Origin of the sequence: Lonepinella sp. BR2357 (genome assembly GCF_051851525.1) — a bacterium.
Lineage (GTDB): Bacteria > Pseudomonadota > Gammaproteobacteria > Enterobacterales > Pasteurellaceae > Lonepinella.
Window position 1 is genome coordinate 71,654 of the sequence record NZ_JBPDVG010000002.1, and the last position, 22,475, is coordinate 94,128.

Here is a 22,475-nt window from a genome sequence, read left to right on the forward strand (position 1 = left end):
CACCTCAATCCAGAGGCATGACGGCATTTGAACATCTTATAGGCGACCTAGCGGATGTTTTTCTTTTATTAGGAAAGTCAAAATGAAGTTGATGAAAACACAATATATTTCAGTTTTATTGGCAACCCTCTTTTTCTCGGGCGCCATCAATGCGGTAGCGCCGACATTGAAAGCGAGTGATATTAAACTACCACAAGCGAGCGAAGAAAATACTTTGGCGACGAAACGTGTAACAACCCGTTTAACCCAATCACATTATCGCAAGTTTCAATTAGATGATGCGTTTTCGAGCAAGATTTTCGATCGTTATGTGGACTTATTAGATTATAGCCATAACTTGTTTATTCAATCGGATATTGATGATTTACGTACAAAATACGCAACACAATTAGATGATGAGCTAAACGAGGGTAAGTTGGATATTGCCTTTGCAATGTATGATCTGATGACACAACGTCGTTATGAACGTTATGTTTATGCACTTTCTTTATTGGATAATGAGCCGAATTTAACCAGCAATGATCAAATTGAAATTGATCGTAAGAAAGCGCCTTTTGCCAAAAGTGCAGAAGAGGCGAATAAATTGTGGGAACAACGGGTTAAAAATGACGTTATTGAGCTGAAATTAAAAGACAAAAAATGGCCAGAGATTAAAAAGACCCTGACCAAACGTTATAATTTAGCCATTCGTCGTTTAACCCAAACCAAAGCCGATGATATTACGCAGCTTTATTTAAATGCGTTTGCTCGTGAAATCGATCCGCATACCAGTTACTTGTCACCTCGTGCAGCGAAAAACTTTAATGAAAGTATGAATTTATCTTTAGAGGGAATCGGTGCAACATTACGTCAAGAAGATGATATGACGATTATTCAATCTTTGGTGCCTGGTGCCCCTGCCGCTCGTAGCAAAAAACTTAAAGCGGGTGATAAAATTGTCGGTGTCGGTCAAGCCAAAGGCGAAGTTGAAGATGTGGTCGGTTGGCGTTTAGAAGATGTTGTCGACAAAATCAAAGGTAAAAAAGGCAGCCAAGTTCGCTTAGAAATCGAACCAGAAAAAGGCGGTAAAAATAAAATTATTACCTTAATCCGAGATAAAGTGCGTATTGAGGACAGTGCGGCCAAATTAACTGTTGAAAAAGTCAATGGTGAAAATGTTGCAGTGATTAAAATTCCGACCTTTTATATTGGGTTAACCGCAGATGTGCGTAAATTATTGGTGGAAATGAAAAGCAAAAAAGCCACTTCGTTAATTATTGATTTACGTGAAAATGGTGGCGGTGCCTTAACCGAAGCGGTTGAATTGAGCGGTTTGTTTATTTCTGATGGTCCCGTTGTGCAAGTTCGAGATGCCTATAACCGTATTCGTGTGCATGAAGATCCAGAAAACGCCCAAGTGTATTCAGGGCCATTATTGGTGATGATTAACCGTTATAGTGCCTCGGCCTCTGAGATTTTCTCCGCTGCTATGCAAGATTATAATCGTGGCATTATTGTGGGGCAAAATACCTTTGGTAAAGGTACCGTACAGCAAAGCCGCCCATTAAATTTTGTGTATGATTTGAGTCAAGAACCGTTAGGTTTTATTCAATATACTATTCAAAAATTTTATCGTATTGATGGTGGTAGCACTCAGTTAAAAGGGGTGGCTGCGGATATCAAGTATCCTGAAATTATTGATGTGAAAGAGAGCGGTGAAGAGAAAGAAGATAATGCGTTGCCTTGGGATAAAATTCCAGCAGCGACGTATTCCGAAGTAGAAAATGCTCGTCGAGCGGTAGCAACATTGAATGAAAAACACTTGCAACGAATTGCTAAGGATCCTGAATTTATAGCTTTAAATGAAGACCTAAAAATTCGTGATGAACGTCGTGAACGCAAGTTTTTATCATTAAATTATCAAACTCGCAAGGCAGAACATGATAAAGATGACGCAAGACGATTGAAAGATTTAAATGCTCGATTTGCCCGAGAAGGTAAAAAAGCATTAAAAAATCTTGATGATTTAGCGAAAGACTATGAAGCACCCGATTTCTTCTTAAAAGAAACGGAGAAAATGGCCGTAGATTTGGTGAAATTTAACCAAGATGCGGATAAACAAACCTCTAAAGCGGTAGAAAGCCATCGTCAGTCATCAGAAAAAACGCAATAAAGTAACTATTTTTCTACCGCACTTTGTCCAGCATTAGGGTAGTAACAAGATAAAGTGCGGTGTATTTTGATTAAGTTTAAGGATTTTTAATGAAAGCAAAAACGCAAGGATTTAAGTTTGCCCCATTGGTTATCTTAATTTCTGGGTTATGTACGAGTTGTACAGTGTCGGATTATTTTAATTCCAGCACCAATGTAGAACAGAAAGAAAGTATTAATGTGGAGCAGGCAAATCAGCAAATTGCTGAAGCCAAAGCTGCTGAACAAGCTCGTATTGAATTAGAGAAACAACAGCAAGCAGAAGCTAAACTGGTTGAACTGATGGGGGGGCAACCTGTTCAGTTTAAGGAAACGTTAGCGAAGATTTATGCTGCCAGAGATTTTGCTCCGATTTGGCAAGATCAAAGTGCGAAAAAGAAATTTTTACATGAATATGCGGCATTAGTCGCTAGTGGTGTGTCTCGTGGAGCTGCGACCTCTTTAGATGCCATTAGTGCAACGCCTGCGGAAAATATTCAATATGATATTTTATTGAGTGACGCTTTTTTAGGCTATATGCATTACATCAAAAAAGTCCCAGCATCAGCTCAAAATTGGTTATATTCACAAAATAGTTACAAAGCAGATAAACCCGCAGATGAATTAATTGAACAGTGGTTGAGTGCGGTAGAAAATAATCAAAATTTGGCTTTTGTGAATTCATTATCATCAAGCAATCACCTATATGAGGAAACCTTACAACGTATTTCAAGTACGCTAGCGAGTGGTAAGCAAAAATCAAATACAGAATTATACAAATTAGCCTTGAATGCACAACGTTTGCGGATTATTCCAAGTTTTGATAATGGTCTTTTTGTCAATATTCCAAGTTATCAATTAAACTATTATCGTGATGGTAAATTGGTGTTAAATTCTCGTGTGATTGTGGGTAAAGAAGCGCGTAAAACGCCCGTAATGTACAGCAAGTTAAGCAATGTGGTGGTCAACCCACCTTGGAATGTGCCAAATACTATTTTAATCAAAGATATTGTGCCTAAATTAGCACGAGATCCAGGTTACGCAGATCGTTCGAGTTTGGAGATCTTTGATGGTAAAGGAAATAAAATTAGTGCCTATAGTGTGAATTGGTCACAGTATGTGAATAGTAAATCAGTACCTTTCCGTATTCGCCAAAAGGCTGGAGATGACAGTGCATTGGGTCGCTTTAAATTTAATATGCCAAGTTCCGATGCCATTTACTTGCATGATACCCCAAATCATAGCTTGTTTAACAAAACATCAAGAGCGTTAAGTTCAGGTTGTGTGCGAGTGTCTAAATCTGATGAATTAGCCAGTATGTTGTTAAAAGAAGCGGGCTGGTCAATGGATAAAAAACAAAAAGTACTCGAAAGCAAAAAAACCACATCTGTGCCAATTCAGTCTAGCAACCCTGTATATTTATATTATGTCACGAGTTGGGTTGAAAATGGTAAGTTACAGACATTGCCTGATATTTATGGTTATGATAAGCTAAATGTGCCGAGTTATATTAACTGGAATACGGTACAAAAATATCTGTAATTGTTAGAAGTTTTATGGGGTGAGAATTTCACCCTATAACCTATAATAAGTTGAACTAAATAAAACAATATTACTCTAAGTAACAATTCTATTCACCAATATAGAGAAGAAAAAATGACAGAAATTAACCATAGTCGCCGCAAGTGGTTATCTTTAGGGGGAATAGTGTTGGGTGTCGCCACATTGTCACCTAACTCCGTGTTAGCGGCTGTTTCCACACCAAAACCACGAATTTTGCGTTTAAGAAGTATTAACACCGGAGAAACATTTAGCTCTGAATTTCCCGCAGGAAAAGGTTTTTCTAGCGCTACCATGCAGAAATTAAATTGGTTTATGCGTGACTGGCATGTGAATCGTTCACGGGCTATGGATCCGAATTTATTTACCAAATTGTATAATATTCAATCTGGTTTAGGCTTACGCAATACCGAAATCTTAGTGATTTCAGGGTATCGCACCCAAGCGACCAATAACCGTATGCACCGTCGTTCACGTGGTGTGGCCTCAAATAGTTATCACATTAAAGGCCAAGCCGTGGATTTCCGTATTGAGGGCGTGCCATTGGCGAAAATCAAAGCTACCGCTGAACGTCTGCATAATGGTGGTGTGGGTTATTATCCAAGAAGTAACTTTGTACACGTGGACACTGGGCCAGTACGCACTTGGCGTGGTTCATGAGATAAAAATACCGAGAAACAAGACCGCACTTTTGCGGTTTTGTTGTTTTATACTGGTTTATGTGAGGGAAAAACATGAATATTGACATCATTCCCGTTACGCCATTTCAGCAAAACTGTTCGCTGATTTGGAATGACGAAAAAAAAGCAGCGATTATCGACCCAGGTGGCGACGCCCCGAAATTAATTAAACGGATTGAACAACATGGCCTTGATTTACAAGCTATTTTGTTGACCCATGGCCATTTAGATCATGTGGGCGCAGCGGAAAAATTAAAACAGCATTTTCAAGTCGACATTTTAGGTTCTCATTCTTTGGATAAGATCTTATTTGACAGCTTACCGCAACAATCTCGTCAATTTGGTCTGTTTGAAATTTCGGCTTTTGCACCTGATCGTTGGTTAGATACCGAGGGCGAAATCTTAAATATTGCCGGTTTTAGCTTTGAAATTCTGCATTTACCCGGTCACGCCCCCGGCCATATTGGTTTTATTGAACATCAAGAGGGCATTGCGTTTACGGGAGATGTGCTGTTTAAACAAGGCATTGGGCGAACCGATTTATTGGGTGGCAATCATGCTCAATTAATCGACACTATTAAACAAAAAATGTTTAAATTGCCTGATGATATGGTGGTGCTACCCGGTCATGGCCCACATACCACGATTGGTCAAGAGAAATTAAATAATCCTTTTGTGAAATAGCTTTTTGAAATATGGGCGTAGGCTATACGCCCTGATCTTGGTGAAATTAGCCGATAAATTCCAAATAAGATCGCAAAAACCGCTCAAAATCTTCCAAACCGAGAAAGGCGATACTTTCTTCATCGTAATAATGAAAATCCGGTTCTAATTCCGTGGTATCTTGATGAATGGCTAAATTATTGGCTCGAATCATTACTTCATCCGCATTAATAAACAGGCTATATTCTTTACCAAACAGTTGGCTTTCTTGCTCTGGCGTGAAAGATTTGGCTATCTGTAATTGTGCAAGTGCGGTGGAAATTAATTGAGAATTTGAGGGGATTTCCGTATTAAACCAGTTGGCAACAGCAAAATGCTCCATGGAACATTTTGCCATGACCTGACCTTGTAACAGGGTAAATTGGAAATCCATGAATTGAAAAGAAAATTAGATACTAAATGACGAGCCACAACCACAAGTGCTGGAGGCGTTTGGATTTTTCACCACAAAACGGGAACCCTCTAAGCCCTCAACATAATCAATGGTACCGCCAATTAAATATTGCAAACTCATGGGATCCACCACCAGTTGCACGCCTGAATTTTCCACGGTTAAATCGCCATCATTGACTTTTTCATCAAAGGTGAAGCCATATTGGAACCCACTACAACCGCCACCGGTAATATAGACACGTAATTTTAATGCTAAATTTTCTTCATCGGTAATCAATGCTTTCACCTTGTTAGCGGCCGCATCGGTAAAATTAATTGGTACTGAAATCTCTGACATCACTTTTTCCCACAATAAAAATTTCTGCCATTATCTAATAACCGACTAATTCATTCAAGGATATTTTTATTTCAATCGGGTTTAGTGCTATTATATAGGCAATATTTTTAGATCAAGAGATAAGATGATGTCCATTCCATTAAGAACAGAACAAGAAATTGAAAAATTGCGAGTCGCCTGCAAATTAGCGGCGGATGTGTTAGTGATGATTGAACCGCATATTAAAGCGGGCGTGAGTACGGGCGAATTGGATCGTATTTGTCATGATTATATGGTGAACGAACAAAAAGTGATTCCCGCCTGTTTGAACTATCACGGCTTTCCGAAAGCCACTTGTATTTCCCTTAACGAAGTCGTCTGCCATGGCATTCCAAGTGATGATAAGATTTTGAAAAATGGGGATATTTTAAATATTGATGTGACCGTGATTAAAGACGGCTATTATGGCGATAATTCCAAAATGTACATTGTGGGCGACACCAATATTCGTAGCCAAAAATTAGTTGAGGCCGCACAAGAGGCGTTATATGTGGGGTTGCGAGCCGTGAAACCGGGGATTCGTTTAAAAGAAATTGGCCGAGCGGTGCAAAAATATACGGAATCACAAACCTTTAGCGTGGTGCGTGAATACTGTGGCCATGGTATTGGCGACCAGTTCCACAGCGAACCGCAAGTGTTGCATTATTATGCCGATGACGGTGGCGTTGTGTTACAAAAAGGCATGGTGTTTACCATTGAACCTATGATTAACGCCGGTAAAAAAGAAGTGCGCTTAATGGGCGACGGTTGGACCGTCAAAACCAAAGATCGTAGCCATTCCGCCCAATATGAACATCAAATTGTGGTGACGGAAAACGGCTGTGAAGTAATGACCATTCGTGATGAAGAAGAAAAAGCAGGGCGCATTACACGCTTTATGGTGAACGAGTAAAAAGATCCCCTCTCCCTTTGGGAGAGGGTTAGGGTGAGGGGAAAAACGCAACCCTCACCTCCCGAAAATCCTACGGATTTTCGCCGTCCTCTCCCAATGGGAGAGGCTGTAAAATGTCCAATAGAAACAACCTTATGCAAACACTCACCCCAACCCACATCAAACAACAGCGAGAATTGCTGAAACAGCAAGAGTTAGATCATTTTGCGCAAACGGACGTAAACGCCCTGATTTTACACCGCACTTTATTTTGCGATCAGCTCCTTTGTCAGCTTTGGCAACAGTTCCAATTAGATCATGCGCCCTTAACTTTGATTGCGGTCGGGGGTTATGGGCGACAAGAAATGTTTCCTTTGTCCGATTTGGATTTTTTGATTTTATCTGATCAACCAAATTCCCCAGAAGTCGAGCAAAAGCTCAGGGATTTTATTCAATTCTTATGGGATTGTGGCTTTGATGTGGGCGCCAGTGTGCGTACCTTAAGTGAATGCGACGAACAAGGCCGTGCGGATATTAGCATTGCCACCAACTTATTGGAAAGTCGCTATCTTTGTGGTAACGCAGAAAATTTTGAAAAATTAACCGCACTCTTGAGCCAACCCGATTTTTGGCCAAGAGAAACGTTTTTTAAGGCGAAAGTCGAGGAAAAACAACAACGTTATCAACGCTATAACAATACGAGCTATAATCTAGAACCCGATATCAAATACAGTCCCGGTGGCTTGCGTGATTTGCACCTGATTTACTGGATTGCCTTACGCCATTCCCACGCCATCACCTTACAAGAAATTTTGCAAGCGGGCTTGCTGTACCCCGAAGAATATGAGTTATTGCAATATCATCAGCAATTTTTATTCAAAGTGCGCTTTGCTTTACACTTAATTTTAAAACGCTATGACAACCGCTTATTGTTTGATCGCCAAGTGAAGATTGCCGAATTATTAGGCTATCAAGGCAACGGCAATCAAGGCGTTGAGCAGATGATGAAACGCTTTTTCCAAGCCTTACAAACCATTTCGGGGCTAAGTGATGTGTTAACCAAACATTATCGAGAGCATTTTTTGGTCGGGCGTTTTGTGTTAAATAAAAGTGCGGTGCAAAATTCACGTATTTTTTTAGACCGTCATTTTTTGTTGCAAAATAATTTGATTTGTTTAATTCAAGAAAATGGCTTTATTACTGAACCCGATACTATATTGGATTTATTCTATCATCTCACCGCCCAACCACAGGCAGAGATTCATTCCTCTGTGTTACGCCAGTTGCATATTGCCTTAAAGCAACAACGCCAACCGCTTAGTGAACTGCCGCTTGCTCGAGAAAAATTTTTACGTGTCTTATCACAGCCCAACGCCATTGCACGGGCGATTATCCCCATGCACCAATATGGCGTTTTCAGCGCCTATCTTCCCCAATGGCAAGGCATTGAGGGCTTAATGCAATTTGATTTATTTCATGTGTACACCGTAGACGAACATACCATGCGAGTGTTGCTTACCTTGGAACGTTTTTTACAGCCAGAAAGTGAATCAGATTACCCCATTTGTCATCAAGTGTTTCCCACTATTGCCAACCGCACGTTGCTTTATATCAGTGCCTTATTTCATGATATTGCCAAAGGGCGAGGTGGCGATCATGCGGAACTTGGGGCGGAGGACGTGCGGAAATTTGCTCAACAGCATGGCTTTGACGCCCGAGAAACGGCTTGCATGGAATGGTTAGTCAAACAGCATTTATTGATGTCAACGGTGGCGCAACGGCGTGATATTTACGATCCCGAAGTGGTGATGGCCTTTGCGGAAGAGGTGCAAAATAAAGTTCGCTTAGATTTATTGCTTTGTTTAACCGTTGCCGATATTTGTGCCACCAATCAGACGCTGTGGAACAGTTGGAAATTGGCTTTGTTCACCACTTTGTATCAATCCACCTTGAAACAATTTGCCCAAGGCATGGATCAGCTTTTGGATAATCAGAAAACCATTGACGAAAATCGTCATCAGGCGTTGAACATGCTCAACCCATCTCAGCAACAACCTATCCAAACCTTATGGCAACGTTGCCCTGACGATTATTTTTTACGCAACACACCAAAAGAATTGGTCTGGCATTTTGAATTGCTTGAAAAGATGATCCAACAACCCTTGGTCAAAATCAGTAACCGTTTTTCCGACGGTGGCACAGAAGTCTTTGTGTATTGCCAAGATCAACCTAATTTATTTTACAAAGTCGTGGCCACCATTGGGGCGAAAAAAATCAGTATTCATAATGCTAAAATCAGCACCAGCCTAGACGGTTATGTATTAGACACCTTTATTGTCACCGAATTAAATGGCGACTTATTGCCCTTTGATCGCCGCCGTGATTTAGAAAAAAGCCTCACCACCGCTTTAACCCAAGAAAAACTGCCCATTTTATCCAGTTCAAGCAACCCTAAATTGGCGCATTTTCAGGTTAAAACGGACGTTCGTTTTCTCGACACCAAAAAAGCCGAACACACCGAAATGGAACTGTTTGCCTTAGACAAAGCGGGTTTATTGGCAGCCGTTAGCCAAGTTTTCAGTGAGCTCCACCTGAATATTATTAACGCCAAAATCACCACCGTCGGCGCCAGAGCGGAGGACTTTTTTATGCTGACTAACGCCCAGAATAAAGCACTAAATGAAACCGAGCGACATCAGTTGGAGGCGTTGTTGTTGGCGCGGTTGGGATAAAAAATTCCCCTGTTGAACAGGGGAATGAAACCAAAAGGTCAACAGACCCTAAACTGCGGTATAAAAAAGATAACTATTATACCCAACATAACAAAGCAACAACAACAACCCTTTAAACCGCCCAATTTGTCCATTGGGTTGTTTAAAGGCATAACCGAATGCAAACAAGGCGACAGTTAAAGCGGACATAATCAAAACATCACGAGAAAGCACCGCACTTTCTACTTCCATTGGGTGAATTACGCCGGCAATTCCCACCACGGCGAGGGTGTTAAATAAGTTAGAACCAATAATATTGCCCACTGCTAAATCCGCCTCGCCTTTCCGAGCGGCGGCAATGGAGGAGGCTAATTCGGGTAATGAGGTGCCGATTGCCACAATAGTCAAGCCAATCACTAAATCACTGACGCCAAAATAATGGGCAATTTCCACCGCACCCCATACTAAGAGTTGCGAGCTAGCCATCAGCAAAACCAAGCCAATAACCAGCCAAAATAGCGCTTTGCTTAACGGCATGTATTTTTGATGTTGCAATTCTTCTGGCAATTCAACATTTTTCTGGCGAAACCCTTGCCAGATTGTCCACGCCATATATCCTGCGAGAATGGCGATTAAAATCACGGCATCAAGGCGAGAAATTTGCATATCATAGAGTAAATAGGCAGACAGTGCGGTGACGATAAGCAAGATGGGTAAATCCTGTTTTATCACTTGTGAATGCACTAAAATCGGTTTCACTAACGCAGTGAATCCTAAAATCAGGGCGATATTGGTAATATTTGAACCATAAGCATTGCCCAAGGCAATACCGGGGTTGCCACGAAAAGCCGAAATGGCAGATACCACCATTTCAGGGGCAGAGGTACCAAAGCCGATAATCACGATACCAATTAACAGTGGAGGCATGCCAAAATGGCGAGCCGTGGCGGCGGCACCATCTACAAAACGGTCGGCCGACCAGACCAATAACAATAATCCGACAATAAGCGCTAAACTAGGTAAAAGCATAAATAATCATTTAATCTAAAATAAAGGTGGGCATTATAGCGGATTCAGGAAAAGAGAGATAGTGCAGAAAAAATAAAAGCCCAAAAAAATTTGGGCTAAAACTTCTGGCTTAATAGGAACTTTTATCAAAGGAGATAAATAAAAGTTCACCAAAAGGAAATGGCTCCTCCTGCGGGACTCGAACCTGCGACATATGGATTAACAGTCCACCGTTCTACCGACTGAACTAAGGAGGAATAATTCTGAATCAATCAAGATAGGTGGCGAATGATAATGATCTCTGCATGAATTGTCAAGTCTAAAAATCAATAAAATGTGTTGTTTTTTCTATCCACACAAGCTGTGGATAACTCTGTGAGTTAAATTTAAAAAAATTCGGTCATGCTAGGCCATATCTAGCTTGATGGCGGTTCTGTGAGGGATTGTTCGTAAAATAACATTGATATGTAAATCAATAAGTTAACTAAAATCTAGTGAAATTTTACAAAATTTTTAATGAAAATGTTTTTTATTCAGCTTGACAACGATAAGTCTGTGTAAAACTTGAATTTTTTCAACCTGATTTTAAGCTAAAAATATGATAAAATACTCACAATCCTTTTTAGGATTGTTCGGGGCTTTTGCCCCCGTTGCAAGCAACGTTCAAAATTCCTGTCGGAATTTTGTACACCGCACTTTACAAATGATCAGTAGCAAACATGGCCACCAAAATTAACAGTAAACCTTTTATTTTACATTCGGAATTCCAACCCTCTGGCGATCAACCCACCGCCATTGCGAAATTAGCGGAAAATTTAAACGACGGTTTAGCCCATCAAACATTACTCGGGGTAACGGGATCGGGCAAAACCTTTACCATTGCCAATGTGATTGCACAACTTAACCGTCCCGCTATGGTGCTTGCCCCGAATAAAACACTCGCCGCCCAACTTTATGCGGAAATGAAAGCGTTTTTCCCTGAAAATGCGGTGGAATATTTTGTGTCTTACTATGATTATTATCAGCCAGAGGCCTATGTGCCGAGCAGCGACACCTTTATTGAAAAAGATGCGTCGATTAATGATCAAATCGAACAAATGCGATTGTCTGCCACCAAATCTTTTCTGGAGCGGCGAGATACCATTGTGGTGGCCTCGGTGTCTGCGATTTATGGTTTGGGCGATCCCGACAGCTATTTGAAAATGATGTTGCATTTACAAAGCGGTGCCATTATCGATCAACGGCAAATATTGGCGAAGTTGGCTGAATTGCAATACACTCGCAATGATCAGGCGTTTCAGCGTGGCACCTTTAGAGTGCGGGGGGAAATTATTGATATTTTCCCTGCCGAATCGGACGATAAAGCGGTTCGCATTGAATTATTTGATAATGAAATTGAACGGTTGAGCCTGTTTGATCCGCTCACTGGCACGAGCTTTGGTGCGGTGCCTCGCTTTACCATTTACCCGAAAACCCACTATGTGACACCAAGAGAACGGATTTTAGAGGCGATTGAGAAAATCAAAGCAGAATTAGTGCAACGCCGTGAACAGTTTATTCAAGAAAATAAATTACTGGAAGAACAACGGATTACGCAACGTACCCAGTTTGATATTGAAATGATGAATGAACTGGGTTATTGCTCGGGCATTGAAAATTACTCTCGCTATTTATCTGGCCGAAAAGAAGGCGAACCGCCACCGACCTTGTTTGATTATATGCCGTCTGATGCTTTGTTGGTGATTGATGAAAGCCATGTCACGGTGCCACAAATTGGGGGCATGTATCGGGGCGACCGTTCACGTAAAGAAACCTTGGTGGAATACGGTTTCCGTTTGCCGTCGGCGTTGGATAATCGTCCGTTGCGTTTTGAAGAATTTGAGCGATTGGCGCCGCAGACCATTTATGTGTCAGCGACACCAGGGCCTTATGAATTGGACAAATCAGGAGATGAAATTATCGATCAGGTCGTGCGCCCAACCGGCTTGTTGGATCCTGAAATTGAAATTCGTCCCGTGGCGATTCAAGTGGATGATTTGCTTTCCGAGGCCCGTATTCGAGCGGATCTCAATGAACGTGTATTAGTCACCACCTTAACCAAACGCATGGCGGAAGATTTGACCGATTATTTGGAAGAACATGGCGTCCGTGTACGTTATTTACACTCCGATATTGATACGGTGGAACGGGTGGAAATTCTGCGAGATTTACGCTTGGGTGAATTTGATGTATTGGTGGGAATTAACTTATTGCGAGAGGGATTGGATATTCCGGAAGTGTCTTTGGTTGCGATTTTAGACGCAGATAAAGAGGGCTTTTTGCGTTCCGAACGATCCTTAATTCAAACCATTGGCCGTGCCGCCCGTAACCTGAAAGGCAAAGCCATTTTATATGCGGATCGCATTACCAACTCCATGGAAAAAGCCATCAGCGAAACCAACCGCCGTCGTGAAAAACAAATCAAATATAATGAAGAACGAGGCATTGTCCCGCAAGCGTTAAACAAAAAAGTGGGCGAATTGTTAGATATTGGGCAAGGCGCAATGAACAAAGCTAAAGGCAGGGGCAAAGGTGGTCGCATTGAAGAACCGCAAGCCACTTATCGGGTGATCGATCCAAAAGCCTTGCAAAAAGAAATCAAGAAATTGGAACAGCAGATGTATCAATTTGCTCAGAATTTGGAATTTGAACAAGCGGCTGCGGTGCGAGATCAGTTACATCAGCTTAGAGAACGATTTATTACGGAATAGAGCATGAAAAAATTTTTTGTATTTTGCACCGCACTTTGGCTAGCATTTTCTGCACAAGCGGGATTATTTGACGGTAAAAAGACGTTTTTACCCGCAGATCAGGCGTTTCAGTTCTCCGTTCAGCCAAATCAACAACAAGTTGCATTACATTGGCAGATTGCCGAGGGCTATTATTTATATAAAAATGAAGTGAGCGTCACGGCAGAAAATGGTCATGTGGGGACGTTACAATTTCCAACGGGGGAAATTCATCAAGATGAATTTTTTGGTGAAACAGAAATTTTTCGCCATGAATTAAGCGTTTTAATGCCAGAACTGCAAGCCAATGCGCAAACTAAATTAAAGGTGAATTATCAAGGTTGTACTCAAGGATTATGTTATCCGCCTGAGGAAAAAATCATAGATTTAGCTCATTTTTCAGGTTTGCTTAAACCAAGTGCGGTGGAAAAGACGGCTGTTTTTGCCACGGGGAGTGAACAAGATCAACTGGCTAATCGATTATTCCAATCGCACTATGCGGTATTTTGGTTTTTCTTACTCGGCTTAGGCTTGGCGTTTACACCTTGCGTATTGCCCATGCTCCCTTTACTGTCTGCGATTGTGATTGGTCAAGGTGAGCGCCCAAGTACAGGGCGAGCCTTGGCGTTAAGTGTGATTTATGTGCAAGGCATGGCGTTAACTTATACCTTACTCGGGTTAATCGTGGCCGCTATTGGCTTGCCTTTTCAACAAGCCTCACAAAGCCCGCCCGTTTTAATCGGTTTATCATTGTTATTTGTGTTATTAGCCTTATCCATGTTTGGTCTGTTTACCTTACAATTACCAACAAAATTACAAACTAAAATCACCCAATTAAGCCAAAAACAACAATCAGGCGCTTATATTGGCGTATTTATTATGGGGGCATTGGCGGGGTTAGTGGCGTCCCCTTGTACGTCTGCACCGCTTTCAGGTGCGTTGTTGTATGTGGCACAAAGTGGAGATCTTTTTATTGGGGCAATTACCCTGTATTTATTGGCCTTGGGTATGGGGATACCCTTAATTTTAGTGACGGTATTTGGCAATCAAATTTTACCTAAATCGGGAAATTGGCTGAATATGGTGAAACAGTTGTTTGGTTTTATCCTTTTGTTATTGCCAGTTATATTGTTAGAACGAGTCTTCGGGCAATGGTCGTTAGAACTTTGGGCGGTATGGTTAATCTTATTTTGTGCTTGGATTGCCAGTCAGCGTTATTGGTTGGGTGTTGTTGTCGCTTTATCGGCATTTTTCACATTGCAATATTCAGGTATGTTTGCTCAGACCGCACAAAGTGCGGTGCAAAAACAGGGCGATTTTGCACCGCACTTTCAACGTATTCATAGCCTTACGGAATTAGAACAAGCCTTGGTCAATAACCCAAAATCGGTTGCTATGGTGGATTTGTATGCGGATTGGTGCGTAGCTTGTAAAGAATTTGAGAAATATACTTTTGTAGATCAACAAGTACAACAGGATTTTGAACAGATTTTATTATTGCAAGTAGATATGACCCAAAATACGCCAGAAAATCAAGAGATTATGGAGAAATTCAAGGTATTGGGATTACCAACGATTTTGTTTTTTGATCAGAAAGGTAAGGAAATAACTGGAGCTAGAGTGACAGGTTTTTTGAATGCAGAGACATTTCATCAGCATATTAATTCATTCCAACCGTAATGACAAACCAACGGCGTTAATAGATTAACGCCGTTAATCTTACGCAATGGCATTAAGCCCTTTCTGTTGCACAATATTTAATAATTTCAAGGCTGCCCCAGAGGGTTTTTTTACACCACGCTCCCACGCAGACACGAGGCTTTTACTGACGTTTAAATGATGTGCAAAAGTGCCTTGTGAAATGCCTTCTTTTTCACGAATTTCGCAGATCTCATTGCTAGAAAGAGGAGCAATGGGCGTTAAGCAACGTTCATCAAATTCTTTCATTGTTTTTTCATCAAAAATACCCAGATGATAAAGTTCTGTAACATGCTCATGGATTTGTTGATCAATTATATTATTGTATTTCATTGTTATCTCCTGAATCAGTATTAATTTCAATCAGAAATTTCTGTTTGATATGTAATTCTATGATGTTATTGAGATTTTCTTTATATTTTTTAGCAAATAGTTTTAAGTTAGAGAGCGTTTCTTTTGATATATTATCCATTGCATTTTTCTCAAATATGGAGAAAAAAATGCAATTCCCATTAATTTTATAAAAAATTAACGAACGGTAGCCTGAAGATCGCCCCTGTCCTTTTCTAGCAATGCGTTGTTTAATCACATTACCGCCTAAATCCGCATCAATCAAGCCTTTTTCTGCTCGTTGCACGGCCTCAATTAATAAGCTGTCCTCAATCCCTTTTTTATCGGCGAAATCCGCAAAGGGTTTAGTTTTAAATAGTCGCATAAATTATCGGTTATCTCTCATGTAATGGCAAGATGAAATTGACAATAAAGTGCTGGCGTAAATTTGTATAGAAAAAGAAAGCAAATTTGGAATGCAGATCACAAAATGAGATTATTTAGTGGTGTATTTAATATGTTAAGCAAGATTATTCACTAAAAATAAAAAGTTCTTTCACTCATTTAGGCTTTATTAACCAAAAGAAATCCGTATAATGAAAACTCATTTTTATTTTATTAAGGAAAGTAGTATGAATTCATTAAATAAATATTCCCCTTATGCGTTAGCCTTGTTACGTATCATGGCGGCTTATATGTTCTTGTTACATGGCACGGCGAAGTATTTTGAATTTCCTATGTCCATGACTGGCGGAAATGGGGCAGTGTCAGTATTTTCTATGTATGGTATTGGCGGTATTTTAGAAATTACAGGCGGTATCTTATTGATTTTAGGTTTGTTTACTCGCCCTGTGGCATTTTTGCTTTCAGGCATGATGGCGGTGGCGTATTTCCAAGTGCATGCGATTCCTGCCGATAATTTATTCTTACCTTTGACCAACAAAGGGGAATTGGCGGCGTTATATTGCTTTGCCTTTTTCTATATTTTCTTCCAAGGTGGCGGTGCCTTTGCGTTAGACAATAAATAACCGCACTTTATGTCATACCAGAAGCCTGTATTTTAAGAGATATAGGCTTTTTTTATTTATCCAGTACATAAACGCAACCGTTTGCGTTATAATGCAAACCGATTTTTATTTATTCTCAAAGGAACATGTCAATGCAATCAAATCGTCCTATTCGTCAGGCGTTATTAAGCGTTTCAGACAAAAGTGGTATCGTGGAATTTGCACAGGGTCTAGTGCAACGTGGGGTGAAATTATTATCAACAGGCGGTACGGCTAAATTGTTGGCAGACAATGGGTTAGCCGTAACCGAGGTGTCTGATTATACTGGCTTTCCCGAAATGATGGATGGGCGAGTGAAAACCTTACATCCGAAAGTGCATGGGGGCATTTTAGGTCGTCGTGGAAAAGATGATGGTATCATGCAACAGCACGGCATTGATCCTATTGATATGGTGGTGGTGAATCTTTATCCTTTTGCTCAAACGGTGGCTAAACCCAATTGCACCTTAGCCGATGCGGTGGAAAATATTGATATTGGCGGACCAACTATGGTGCGATCTGCGGCGAAAAACCATAAAGATGTGGCGATTGTGGTAAATAATCAAGATTTTAATGCCATTCTTGCCGAAATGGATAAACACCAAAATAGTTTAACTTTAGAAACCCGTTTTGATTTGGCGATTAAAGCCTTTGAACACACCGCTCAATATGACAGCATGATTGCCAATTATTTTGGTAAATTGGTAAAACCTTATTTTAAAGCAGACGAAGAAGATGAAAATGCGGTTTGTGGTCAATTTCCACGTACTTTGAATCTGAATTTTGTACGCAAACAAACCATGCGTTATGGTGAAAATAGCCATCAAAATGCCGCATTTTATGTGGAACAAGATGTCAAAGAAGCCAGCGTTTCCACCGCCAAACAATTACAAGGCAAAGCCCTTTCTTATAACAATATTGCAGATACAGACGCTGCTCTTGAATGTGTTAAATCCTTTGCTGAACCTGCTTGTGTGATCGTAAAACACGCTAACCCTTGTGGTGTGGCATTGGGTGAGAATATTTTGCAAGCCTACGATCGTGCTTATCAAACGGATCCGACTTCAGCCTTTGGTGGGATTATTGCCTTTAATCGTGAGTTAGATGAACAAACGGCGAAAGCGATTGTAGAGCGTCAATTTGTGGAAGTGATTATTGCACCGAAAGTGTCACAAGGTGCGGTTGATGTGGTTAAGACGAAGAAAAACGTGCGTTTATTGGCATGTGGTGAATTTAGCCAAACGCAGCAACGTTTAGATTTTAAACGGGTGAACGGCGGTTTGTTGGTGCAAGACGCAGATTTAGGTATGGTGGGCATTGATGATTTGAGAGTTGTCAGCAAACGTAAACCGACAGAAAAAGAATTACAGGATTTATTGTTCTGCTGGAAAGTGGCGAAATTCGTCAAATCTAACGCCATTGTTTATGCCAAAGATAACCAAACTATCGGTATCGGTGCAGGGCAAATGAGCCGAGTTTATTCAGCCAAAATTGCAGGCATTAAGGCACAAGATGAGGGCTTAAACGTGGCGGGTTGCGTAATGGCATCTGATGCGTTCTTCCCGTTCCGTGATGGTATTGATGCAGCGGCAAAAGTAGGCATTGAATGTGTGATTCACCCCGGTGGTTCAATGCGGGATCAAGAGGTGATTGAGGCGGCGGATGAACATGGGATGGTGATGGTGTTAACGAGAATGCGGCATTTTAGACACTAGGATTTTAAGAGAATTTTTCTTTTAATCTAGATCGGGTTTCGCCGATGGCGACTTACTTTTTCTTTGCTTGTGCAAAGAAAAAGTAAGCAAAAAGAAAGCACACCCCAACTTTGCCTTGTTTCCTGAAAATAATTAAATTTGTAGGAAAAGTTGTCAACTCGCTTCGCTCAAACAGCACAACTTTTCCTACAAATTTAATTATTTTCAGGCGGCAAACATGGGGTCCCATTGGTGGTGGAATAGAAAGCAGTGGAAAAATAGAGAATACCTAGTACTGGCGTACTAGGTTAAGCATGGTGACGCTACTCCGTAGCTTAAAAAATATTTATTTTTTCAACCGCACTTTTGTTTACGCTCGGTCAAAATCTGGGGCCCCGTCTGAACCGCCTTTGCGACTTGGCATTTTTAGCTAAATTTTGCATGTCTGAGCGAAGCGAGTTCAAAATTTAGCGTTAAGAAAATGCCAAACGAGCAAAGAAAAGCGGTGAAGTCGGGGTGTGCTTTTCTTTGCCTACTTTCTTTTGCACAAGCAAAAGAAAGTATGGTCGCCCATTGGGCGAAACCCGATCTAAAATAAACAGATATATTGTAATTAAACCAAAAAGGACATAAACCAAAATGAATATATTAATCATTGGAAATGGCGGTCGCGAACACGCCCTCGCTTGGAAAGCTGCCCAATCTCCCCTCGCAACCAAAGTCTTTGTCGCCCCTGGAAACGCAGGAACAGCCAAAGAAACTGCGGTGCAAAATGTACCCATTTCTGCGACCGACGTACCCGCTTTAGTCAAATTTGCGCAAGATAACCAAATCGGATTAACTATCGTGGGTCCTGAAGCCCCGTTAGTCGTTGGTGTGGTCGATGCCTTTGAACAAGCAGGTTTAACCATTTTCGGACCACGTCAAGCTGCCGCTCAACTGGAAGGCTCGAAAGCCTTTACCAAAGATTTTTTAGCTCGTCACAAGATCCCAACGGCGGAATATCAAAACTTCACGGAAATTGAACCAGCCCTTGCCTATATTCGTGCAAAAGGTGCGCCGATTGTGATTAAAGCAGATGGTTTAGCAGCTGGCAAAGGCGTGATTGTGGCAATGACGTTGGCAGAAGCGGAAGATGCCGTACGTGATATGTTAGCAGGTAATGCCTTTGGTGACGCAGGTAGTCGAGTGGTGGTGGAAGAATTTCTGGACGGTGAAGAAACCAGTTTTATTGTTATGGTGGACGGTGAACACGTTGAGCCAATGGCAACCAGTCAAGACCATAAACGTGTCGGTGAACATGATCAAGGGCTGAACACGGGTGGCATGGGGGCATATTCACCAGCACCTGTGGTCACACCAGAAATTCATCAGCGTGTGATGGAACAAATTATTTATCCAACCGTGCAAGGCATGGCAGCGGAAAATAATGTGTATAAAGGCTTTTTATATGCAGGTTTAATGATTGATAAAAACGGTCAGCCGAAAGTGATCGAATTTAATTGCCGTTTTGGTGATCCTGAAACCCAACCGATTATGATGCGCCTGCAATCCGATCTTGTTGAGCTTTGTTTGAAAGCCTGTCAAGGCGAGTTAGATCAGGTGAAATCACAATGGGATCCGAAACCCGCCTTAGGCATTGTGTTAGCCGCAGAAGGCTACCCCGCAGATTACCGTAAACATGATGAAATTCACGGTTTGCCAACAGAAAACAAAACAGATGAAAAAGTCTTTTTAGCAGGTGTGGCAGAACAAGACGGAAGATTAGTCACCAATGGCGGACGAGTGCTTTGTGTAACAGCCTTAGGTAATAGCGTGTTTGAAGCCCAACAAAAAGCCTTGCAATTAGCCGAACAAGTGAATTGGACAGGCCGTTTTTATCGCCGTGATATTGGCTATCGGGCAGTGGCGAGAGAGCAAACGAAATAAAGATGAAAATTATTCATTTAGAATTGGAATAATTAACAATTAAATTTTAATCCAAAACAGGGTAAACTATCACAAAATTTACCCACCAACTTTAGAAGGACAAATCTATGTTTAAAAAATCTGTCACCATTGAAAATTACGATCCTATTTTATGGCAAGCCATTCAAGATGAAAACCGTCGTCAAGAAGAGCATATTGAATTGATTGCCTCTGAAAACTATGCCAGCCCATTGGTCATGGCAGCGCAAGGCTCACAATTTACCAATAAATATGCGGAGGGCTATCCAAGCAAACGTTATTACGGTGGTTGTGAATATGCGGATATTGTTGAGCAATTAGCCATTGATCGTGCCAAACAATTATTTGGGGCGGATTATGTCAATGTGCAACCGCACTCAGGTTCACAAGCCAATGCAGCCGTCTATATGGCGTTAATTAAACCAGGTGATACGATTTTAGGCATGGATTTAGCCCATGGTGGTCACTTAACCCATGGGGCGAAAGTGAGCTTTTCGGGCAAGATCTACAATTCCGTGTTATACGGTATCACCGCAGACGGTTTAATCGACTATGCAGATGTGCGTCAAAAAGCCCTTGAGTGCAAACCAAAAATGATCGTAGCCGGTTTCTCTGCTTATAGCCAAGTGGTGGACTGGGCAAAAATGCGTGAAATTGCGGACGAAGTGGGGGCGTATTTATTTGTGGATATGGCACACGTAGCAGGTTTAATTGCGGCTGGCGTTTATCCAAATCCATTACCACACGCACATGTTGTGACTACAACGACACACAAAACTTTAGGCGGTCCACGTGGTGGCTTGATTTTGTCTTCTTCTGGTGATGAAGAAATGTACAAAAAATTCCAATCCGCGGTATTCCCTGCGGGTCAAGGTGGTCCATTAGTGCATATCATTGCAGCAAAAGCCGTCTGTTTTAAAGAGGCACTTGAACCAGAATACAAAGTCTATCAACAAAATGTAGTGAAAAATGCCAAAGCCATGGTGGAAGTGTTTAAAGCTCGTGGTTATGATGTGGTATCTAACGGTACGGAAAACCATTTATTCCTTGTTAGTTTTGTAAAACAAGGTCTAACGGGTAAAGCAGCGGATGCGGCATTAGGCCGTGCCAATATCACCGTCAACAAAAATGCCGTGCCAAATGATCCACAAAAACCGTTTGTCACTTCTGGTATTCGTGTGGGTACTCCATCTGTCACTCGCCGTGGTTTCAATGAGCAAGATGTCACCGCATTGGCTGGTTGGATGTGTGATGTATTAGATGCGTTAGGCAAAGACAATGAAGAAGCCGTTATTGCAGCGACCAAAGCGAAAGTGTTGGAAATTTGTAAACGTTTACCGGTTTATGAAAAATAAGCCATGCTTTATTTCTTTATAACCTATCTAGCGGTGGTGAATATCACCGCTTATTTTTTAATGCGAGAAGATAAAAAACGTGCTGAAAATAAACAATGGCGAATTGAAGAATTGGTATTCTTTACCCTTTGTTTTATTGGTGGGTTTATCGGTGTGCATTTGGGTATGCAACATTTTCGGCATAAGACCCAACATTGGCAATTTAAATGGGCGGTCGGTTTAAGTGCGGTGCTTTTTTTAGTGATTTTGCCTTTATTATTCTGGTGGCGAATGGGATTTTAATTTTTTTACCTCTTTCTTCATTTTTTCTTAATACTTATCTGTTTTAATCTCTCTCAACAAAGTGATGTCATGGCGCAACGCTTTGGATGATTAACGTTATTTTAAAAAGGAAATGATGATGAAAAAAAATGTAATGAAAAAAACGAGTTTAGCGGCCTTATTGGGTTTATCTATTTTAGCGGGGACAACGCTTGTACAAGCAGAAACTGCACCTGAATCACAAGCCACCTTAGAGTCGGTGGTGGTGCAAGCGAAAGCAAGATCGCCAGAGAATCGTGGGCAAGGGGCCGAACGTGGCAATAGAATGGCGGAAAATCGTCCTAATCATGAACGCCCTGAACCTTTTATGTACGGTGGATTTATGCCGACCAAAACCACACAAGTGGCGGACGCAGAAAAGTGGCAAGATGATCAACCGATTATTTTAATCGGTCATATTGTGAAACAAGTGGGTAAAAACGACTTCGTATTTAAAGATAGCTCAGGTGAATTAACCTTAGAGATTAATCGTAAAGCCATGCGTGGATTGATTACGCCGGAAGATAACGTCAAGATCGTGGCCGAAGTGGAAAAATCTTGGGGCAAAACTGAAGTGGAGGCGGTCGTGGTGGAGAAAGTTCGTGCTGTACGTCCACAACAAGGTGAAAGAGTAGGAAAAGGGGAGTAGAATTACAGGAACCCTCACCCTAGCCCTCTCCCATAGGGAGAGGGGACAAGATAGCAAAGGAAGTATTTTTTATCCCCCAAAAAACATTCCCTCTCCCTATGGGAGAGGGGGCAAGATAGCAAAGGAAGTATTTTTTATCCCCAAAAAACATTCCCTCTCCCTATGGGAGAGGGCTAGGGTGAGGGTAAAACAACAAA

At 41.3% G+C, this 22,475-nt stretch carries 19 protein-coding genes and 1 tRNA gene; 14 read left to right on the forward strand and 6 right to left on the reverse strand.

From position 1 onward, the window contains the following. The first annotated feature begins 82 nt into the window (after positions 1 to 82). The 4 genes from prc (at position 83) to ACTG7L_RS01625 (ending at position 5,093) form a co-directional block, all read left to right on the forward strand. Positions 83 to 2,152, forward strand: coding sequence for a carboxy terminal-processing peptidase (gene prc / locus ACTG7L_RS01610; protein ID WP_439287222.1), 2,070 nt, complete (start codon positions 83 to 85; stop codon positions 2,150 to 2,152). Between the two features lie 89 nt (positions 2,153 to 2,241). Then, positions 2,242 to 3,711, forward strand: a complete 1,470-nt coding sequence (locus ACTG7L_RS01615; RefSeq protein ID WP_439287223.1) for a L,D-transpeptidase family protein — start codon at positions 2,242 to 2,244, stop codon at positions 3,709 to 3,711. Positions 3,712 to 3,825: 114 nt separating this feature from the next. Next, entirely contained in the window at positions 3,826 to 4,389 is a 564-nt protein-coding gene (locus ACTG7L_RS01620) for a DUF882 domain-containing protein (protein ID WP_439256673.1), read from the forward strand. A 74-nt stretch (positions 4,390 to 4,463) separates the two neighbouring features. Further along, complete coding sequence (locus tag ACTG7L_RS01625) at positions 4,464 to 5,093, forward strand: MBL fold metallo-hydrolase (protein ID WP_439287224.1); 630 nt, start codon at positions 4,464 to 4,466, stop codon at positions 5,091 to 5,093. A gap of 46 nt (positions 5,094 to 5,139) precedes the next feature. Here ACTG7L_RS01625 and ACTG7L_RS01630 read toward each other — a convergent pair whose 3' ends face one another. Beyond that, positions 5,140 to 5,505 carry a YacL family protein gene (locus ACTG7L_RS01630; RefSeq protein WP_439287225.1) on the reverse strand — a complete coding sequence of 122 codons (366 nt, stop codon included), beginning with the start codon at positions 5,503 to 5,505 and terminating at the stop codon, positions 5,140 to 5,142. A gap of 15 nt (positions 5,506 to 5,520) precedes the next feature. Further along, positions 5,521 to 5,862: an iron-sulfur cluster insertion protein ErpA gene (gene erpA, locus ACTG7L_RS01635; RefSeq protein ID WP_439287226.1), complete on the reverse strand. Its 342-nt coding sequence runs from the start codon at positions 5,860 to 5,862 to the stop codon at positions 5,521 to 5,523. 127 nt (positions 5,863 to 5,989) lie between these two features. On the opposite strand from erpA, the gene map reads away from it, so the two are divergent. Together map and glnD are read left to right on the forward strand one after the other, a co-directional pair. After that, on the forward strand, positions 5,990 to 6,793 hold the full coding sequence (gene map / locus ACTG7L_RS01640) for a type I methionyl aminopeptidase (protein WP_439287312.1): 804 nt from the start codon (positions 5,990 to 5,992) through the stop codon (positions 6,791 to 6,793). Between the two features lie 113 nt (positions 6,794 to 6,906). Then, positions 6,907 to 9,504 (forward strand): bifunctional uridylyltransferase/uridylyl-removing protein GlnD, encoded by a 2,598-nt coding sequence (glnD, locus tag ACTG7L_RS01645; protein WP_439287227.1) that lies wholly within the window; start codon positions 6,907 to 6,909, stop codon positions 9,502 to 9,504. A gap of 48 nt (positions 9,505 to 9,552) precedes the next feature. On the opposite strand, the gene ACTG7L_RS01650 is transcribed toward glnD, so the two are convergent. Further along, positions 9,553 to 10,512 (reverse strand): calcium/sodium antiporter, encoded by a 960-nt coding sequence (locus tag ACTG7L_RS01650; protein WP_439287228.1) that lies wholly within the window; start codon positions 10,510 to 10,512, stop codon positions 9,553 to 9,555. A 160-nt stretch (positions 10,513 to 10,672) separates the two neighbouring features. Beyond that, positions 10,673 to 10,748: transfer RNA gene (locus tag ACTG7L_RS01655), tRNA-Asn, on the reverse strand. Positions 10,749 to 11,210: 462 nt separating this feature from the next. Between ACTG7L_RS01655 and uvrB the strand changes: the two genes are divergently transcribed. Then, on the forward strand, positions 11,211 to 13,241 hold the full coding sequence (gene uvrB, locus ACTG7L_RS01660) for an excinuclease ABC subunit UvrB (RefSeq protein WP_439287229.1): 2,031 nt from the start codon (positions 11,211 to 11,213) through the stop codon (positions 13,239 to 13,241). A 3-nt stretch (positions 13,242 to 13,244) separates the two neighbouring features. Beyond that, on the forward strand, positions 13,245 to 14,939 hold the full coding sequence (locus ACTG7L_RS01665) for a protein-disulfide reductase DsbD (protein ID WP_439287230.1): 1,695 nt from the start codon (positions 13,245 to 13,247) through the stop codon (positions 14,937 to 14,939). 39 nt (positions 14,940 to 14,978) lie between these two features. On the opposite strand, the gene ACTG7L_RS01670 is transcribed toward ACTG7L_RS01665, so the two are convergent. Both ACTG7L_RS01670 and ACTG7L_RS01675 read right to left on the reverse strand, forming a co-directional pair. Next, positions 14,979 to 15,290 (reverse strand): helix-turn-helix domain-containing protein, encoded by a 312-nt coding sequence (locus tag ACTG7L_RS01670; protein ID WP_439287231.1) that lies wholly within the window; start codon positions 15,288 to 15,290, stop codon positions 14,979 to 14,981. Beyond that, entirely contained in the window at positions 15,277 to 15,672 is a 396-nt protein-coding gene (locus ACTG7L_RS01675; RefSeq protein WP_439287232.1) for a type II toxin-antitoxin system RelE/ParE family toxin, read from the reverse strand. Before ACTG7L_RS01675 ends, ACTG7L_RS01670 begins: the two co-directional genes overlap by 14 nt. Before the next feature lie 247 nt (positions 15,673 to 15,919). Between ACTG7L_RS01675 and ACTG7L_RS01680 the strand changes: the two genes are divergently transcribed. The 6 genes from ACTG7L_RS01680 to ACTG7L_RS01705 all read left to right on the forward strand — a co-directional run bounded on the left by ACTG7L_RS01680 (position 15,920) and on the right by ACTG7L_RS01705 (position 22,278). Further along, complete coding sequence (locus tag ACTG7L_RS01680) at positions 15,920 to 16,315, forward strand: DoxX family protein (RefSeq protein WP_439287233.1); 396 nt, start codon at positions 15,920 to 15,922, stop codon at positions 16,313 to 16,315. A 131-nt stretch (positions 16,316 to 16,446) separates the two neighbouring features. Further along, complete coding sequence (gene purH / locus ACTG7L_RS01685; RefSeq protein ID WP_439287234.1) at positions 16,447 to 18,048, forward strand: bifunctional phosphoribosylaminoimidazolecarboxamide formyltransferase/IMP cyclohydrolase; 1,602 nt, start codon at positions 16,447 to 16,449, stop codon at positions 18,046 to 18,048. A gap of 618 nt (positions 18,049 to 18,666) precedes the next feature. After that, complete coding sequence (gene purD, locus ACTG7L_RS01690) at positions 18,667 to 19,956, forward strand: phosphoribosylamine--glycine ligase (protein WP_439287235.1); 1,290 nt, start codon at positions 18,667 to 18,669, stop codon at positions 19,954 to 19,956. A 107-nt stretch (positions 19,957 to 20,063) separates the two neighbouring features. Further along, positions 20,064 to 21,329, forward strand: coding sequence for a serine hydroxymethyltransferase (gene glyA, locus ACTG7L_RS01695; RefSeq protein WP_439287236.1), 1,266 nt, complete (start codon positions 20,064 to 20,066; stop codon positions 21,327 to 21,329). 3 nt (positions 21,330 to 21,332) lie between these two features. Continuing rightward, entirely contained in the window at positions 21,333 to 21,611 is a 279-nt protein-coding gene (locus ACTG7L_RS01700) for a DUF1294 domain-containing protein (protein ID WP_439256688.1), read from the forward strand. A gap of 118 nt (positions 21,612 to 21,729) precedes the next feature. After that, positions 21,730 to 22,278 carry a YgiW/YdeI family stress tolerance OB fold protein gene (locus tag ACTG7L_RS01705; protein WP_439287237.1) on the forward strand — a complete coding sequence of 183 codons (549 nt, stop codon included), beginning with the start codon at positions 21,730 to 21,732 and terminating at the stop codon, positions 22,276 to 22,278. The last annotated feature ends 197 nt before the right edge of the window (positions 22,279 to 22,475 follow it).

Bases quoted from the DNA above. Each gene is read 5' to 3' on its own strand.
- ACTG7L_RS01680 (WP_439287233.1), top strand. From the start codon at position 15,920: ATGAATTCATTAAATAAATATTCCCCTTATGCGTTAGCCTTGTTACGT.
- glnD (WP_439287227.1), top strand. From the start codon at position 6,907: ATGTCCAATAGAAACAACCTTATGCAAACACTCACCCCAACCCACATC.
- ACTG7L_RS01675 (WP_439287232.1), bottom strand. From the start codon at position 15,672: ATGCGACTATTTAAAACTAAACCCTTTGCGGATTTCGCCGATAAAAAA.
- ACTG7L_RS01620 (WP_439256673.1), top strand. From the start codon at position 3,826: ATGACAGAAATTAACCATAGTCGCCGCAAGTGGTTATCTTTAGGGGGA.
- ACTG7L_RS01700 (WP_439256688.1), top strand. From the start codon at position 21,333: ATGCTTTATTTCTTTATAACCTATCTAGCGGTGGTGAATATCACCGCT.
- ACTG7L_RS01705 (WP_439287237.1), top strand. From the start codon at position 21,730: ATGAAAAAAAATGTAATGAAAAAAACGAGTTTAGCGGCCTTATTGGGT.
- ACTG7L_RS01625 (WP_439287224.1), top strand. From the start codon at position 4,464: ATGAATATTGACATCATTCCCGTTACGCCATTTCAGCAAAACTGTTCG.
- ACTG7L_RS01670 (WP_439287231.1), bottom strand. From the start codon at position 15,290: ATGAAATACAATAATATAATTGATCAACAAATCCATGAGCATGTTACA.
- glyA (WP_439287236.1), top strand. From the start codon at position 20,064: ATGTTTAAAAAATCTGTCACCATTGAAAATTACGATCCTATTTTATGG.
- ACTG7L_RS01650 (WP_439287228.1), bottom strand. From the start codon at position 10,512: ATGCTTTTACCTAGTTTAGCGCTTATTGTCGGATTATTGTTATTGGTC.
- purH (WP_439287234.1), top strand. From the start codon at position 16,447: ATGCAATCAAATCGTCCTATTCGTCAGGCGTTATTAAGCGTTTCAGAC.
- uvrB (WP_439287229.1), top strand. From the start codon at position 11,211: ATGGCCACCAAAATTAACAGTAAACCTTTTATTTTACATTCGGAATTC.
- ACTG7L_RS01615 (WP_439287223.1), top strand. From the start codon at position 2,242: ATGAAAGCAAAAACGCAAGGATTTAAGTTTGCCCCATTGGTTATCTTA.
- map (WP_439287312.1), top strand. From the start codon at position 5,990: ATGTCCATTCCATTAAGAACAGAACAAGAAATTGAAAAATTGCGAGTC.
- ACTG7L_RS01630 (WP_439287225.1), bottom strand. From the start codon at position 5,505: ATGGATTTCCAATTTACCCTGTTACAAGGTCAGGTCATGGCAAAATGT.
- prc (WP_439287222.1), top strand. From the start codon at position 83: ATGAAGTTGATGAAAACACAATATATTTCAGTTTTATTGGCAACCCTC.
- purD (WP_439287235.1), top strand. From the start codon at position 18,667: ATGAATATATTAATCATTGGAAATGGCGGTCGCGAACACGCCCTCGCT.
- ACTG7L_RS01665 (WP_439287230.1), top strand. From the start codon at position 13,245: ATGAAAAAATTTTTTGTATTTTGCACCGCACTTTGGCTAGCATTTTCT.
- erpA (WP_439287226.1), bottom strand. From the start codon at position 5,862: ATGTCAGAGATTTCAGTACCAATTAATTTTACCGATGCGGCCGCTAAC.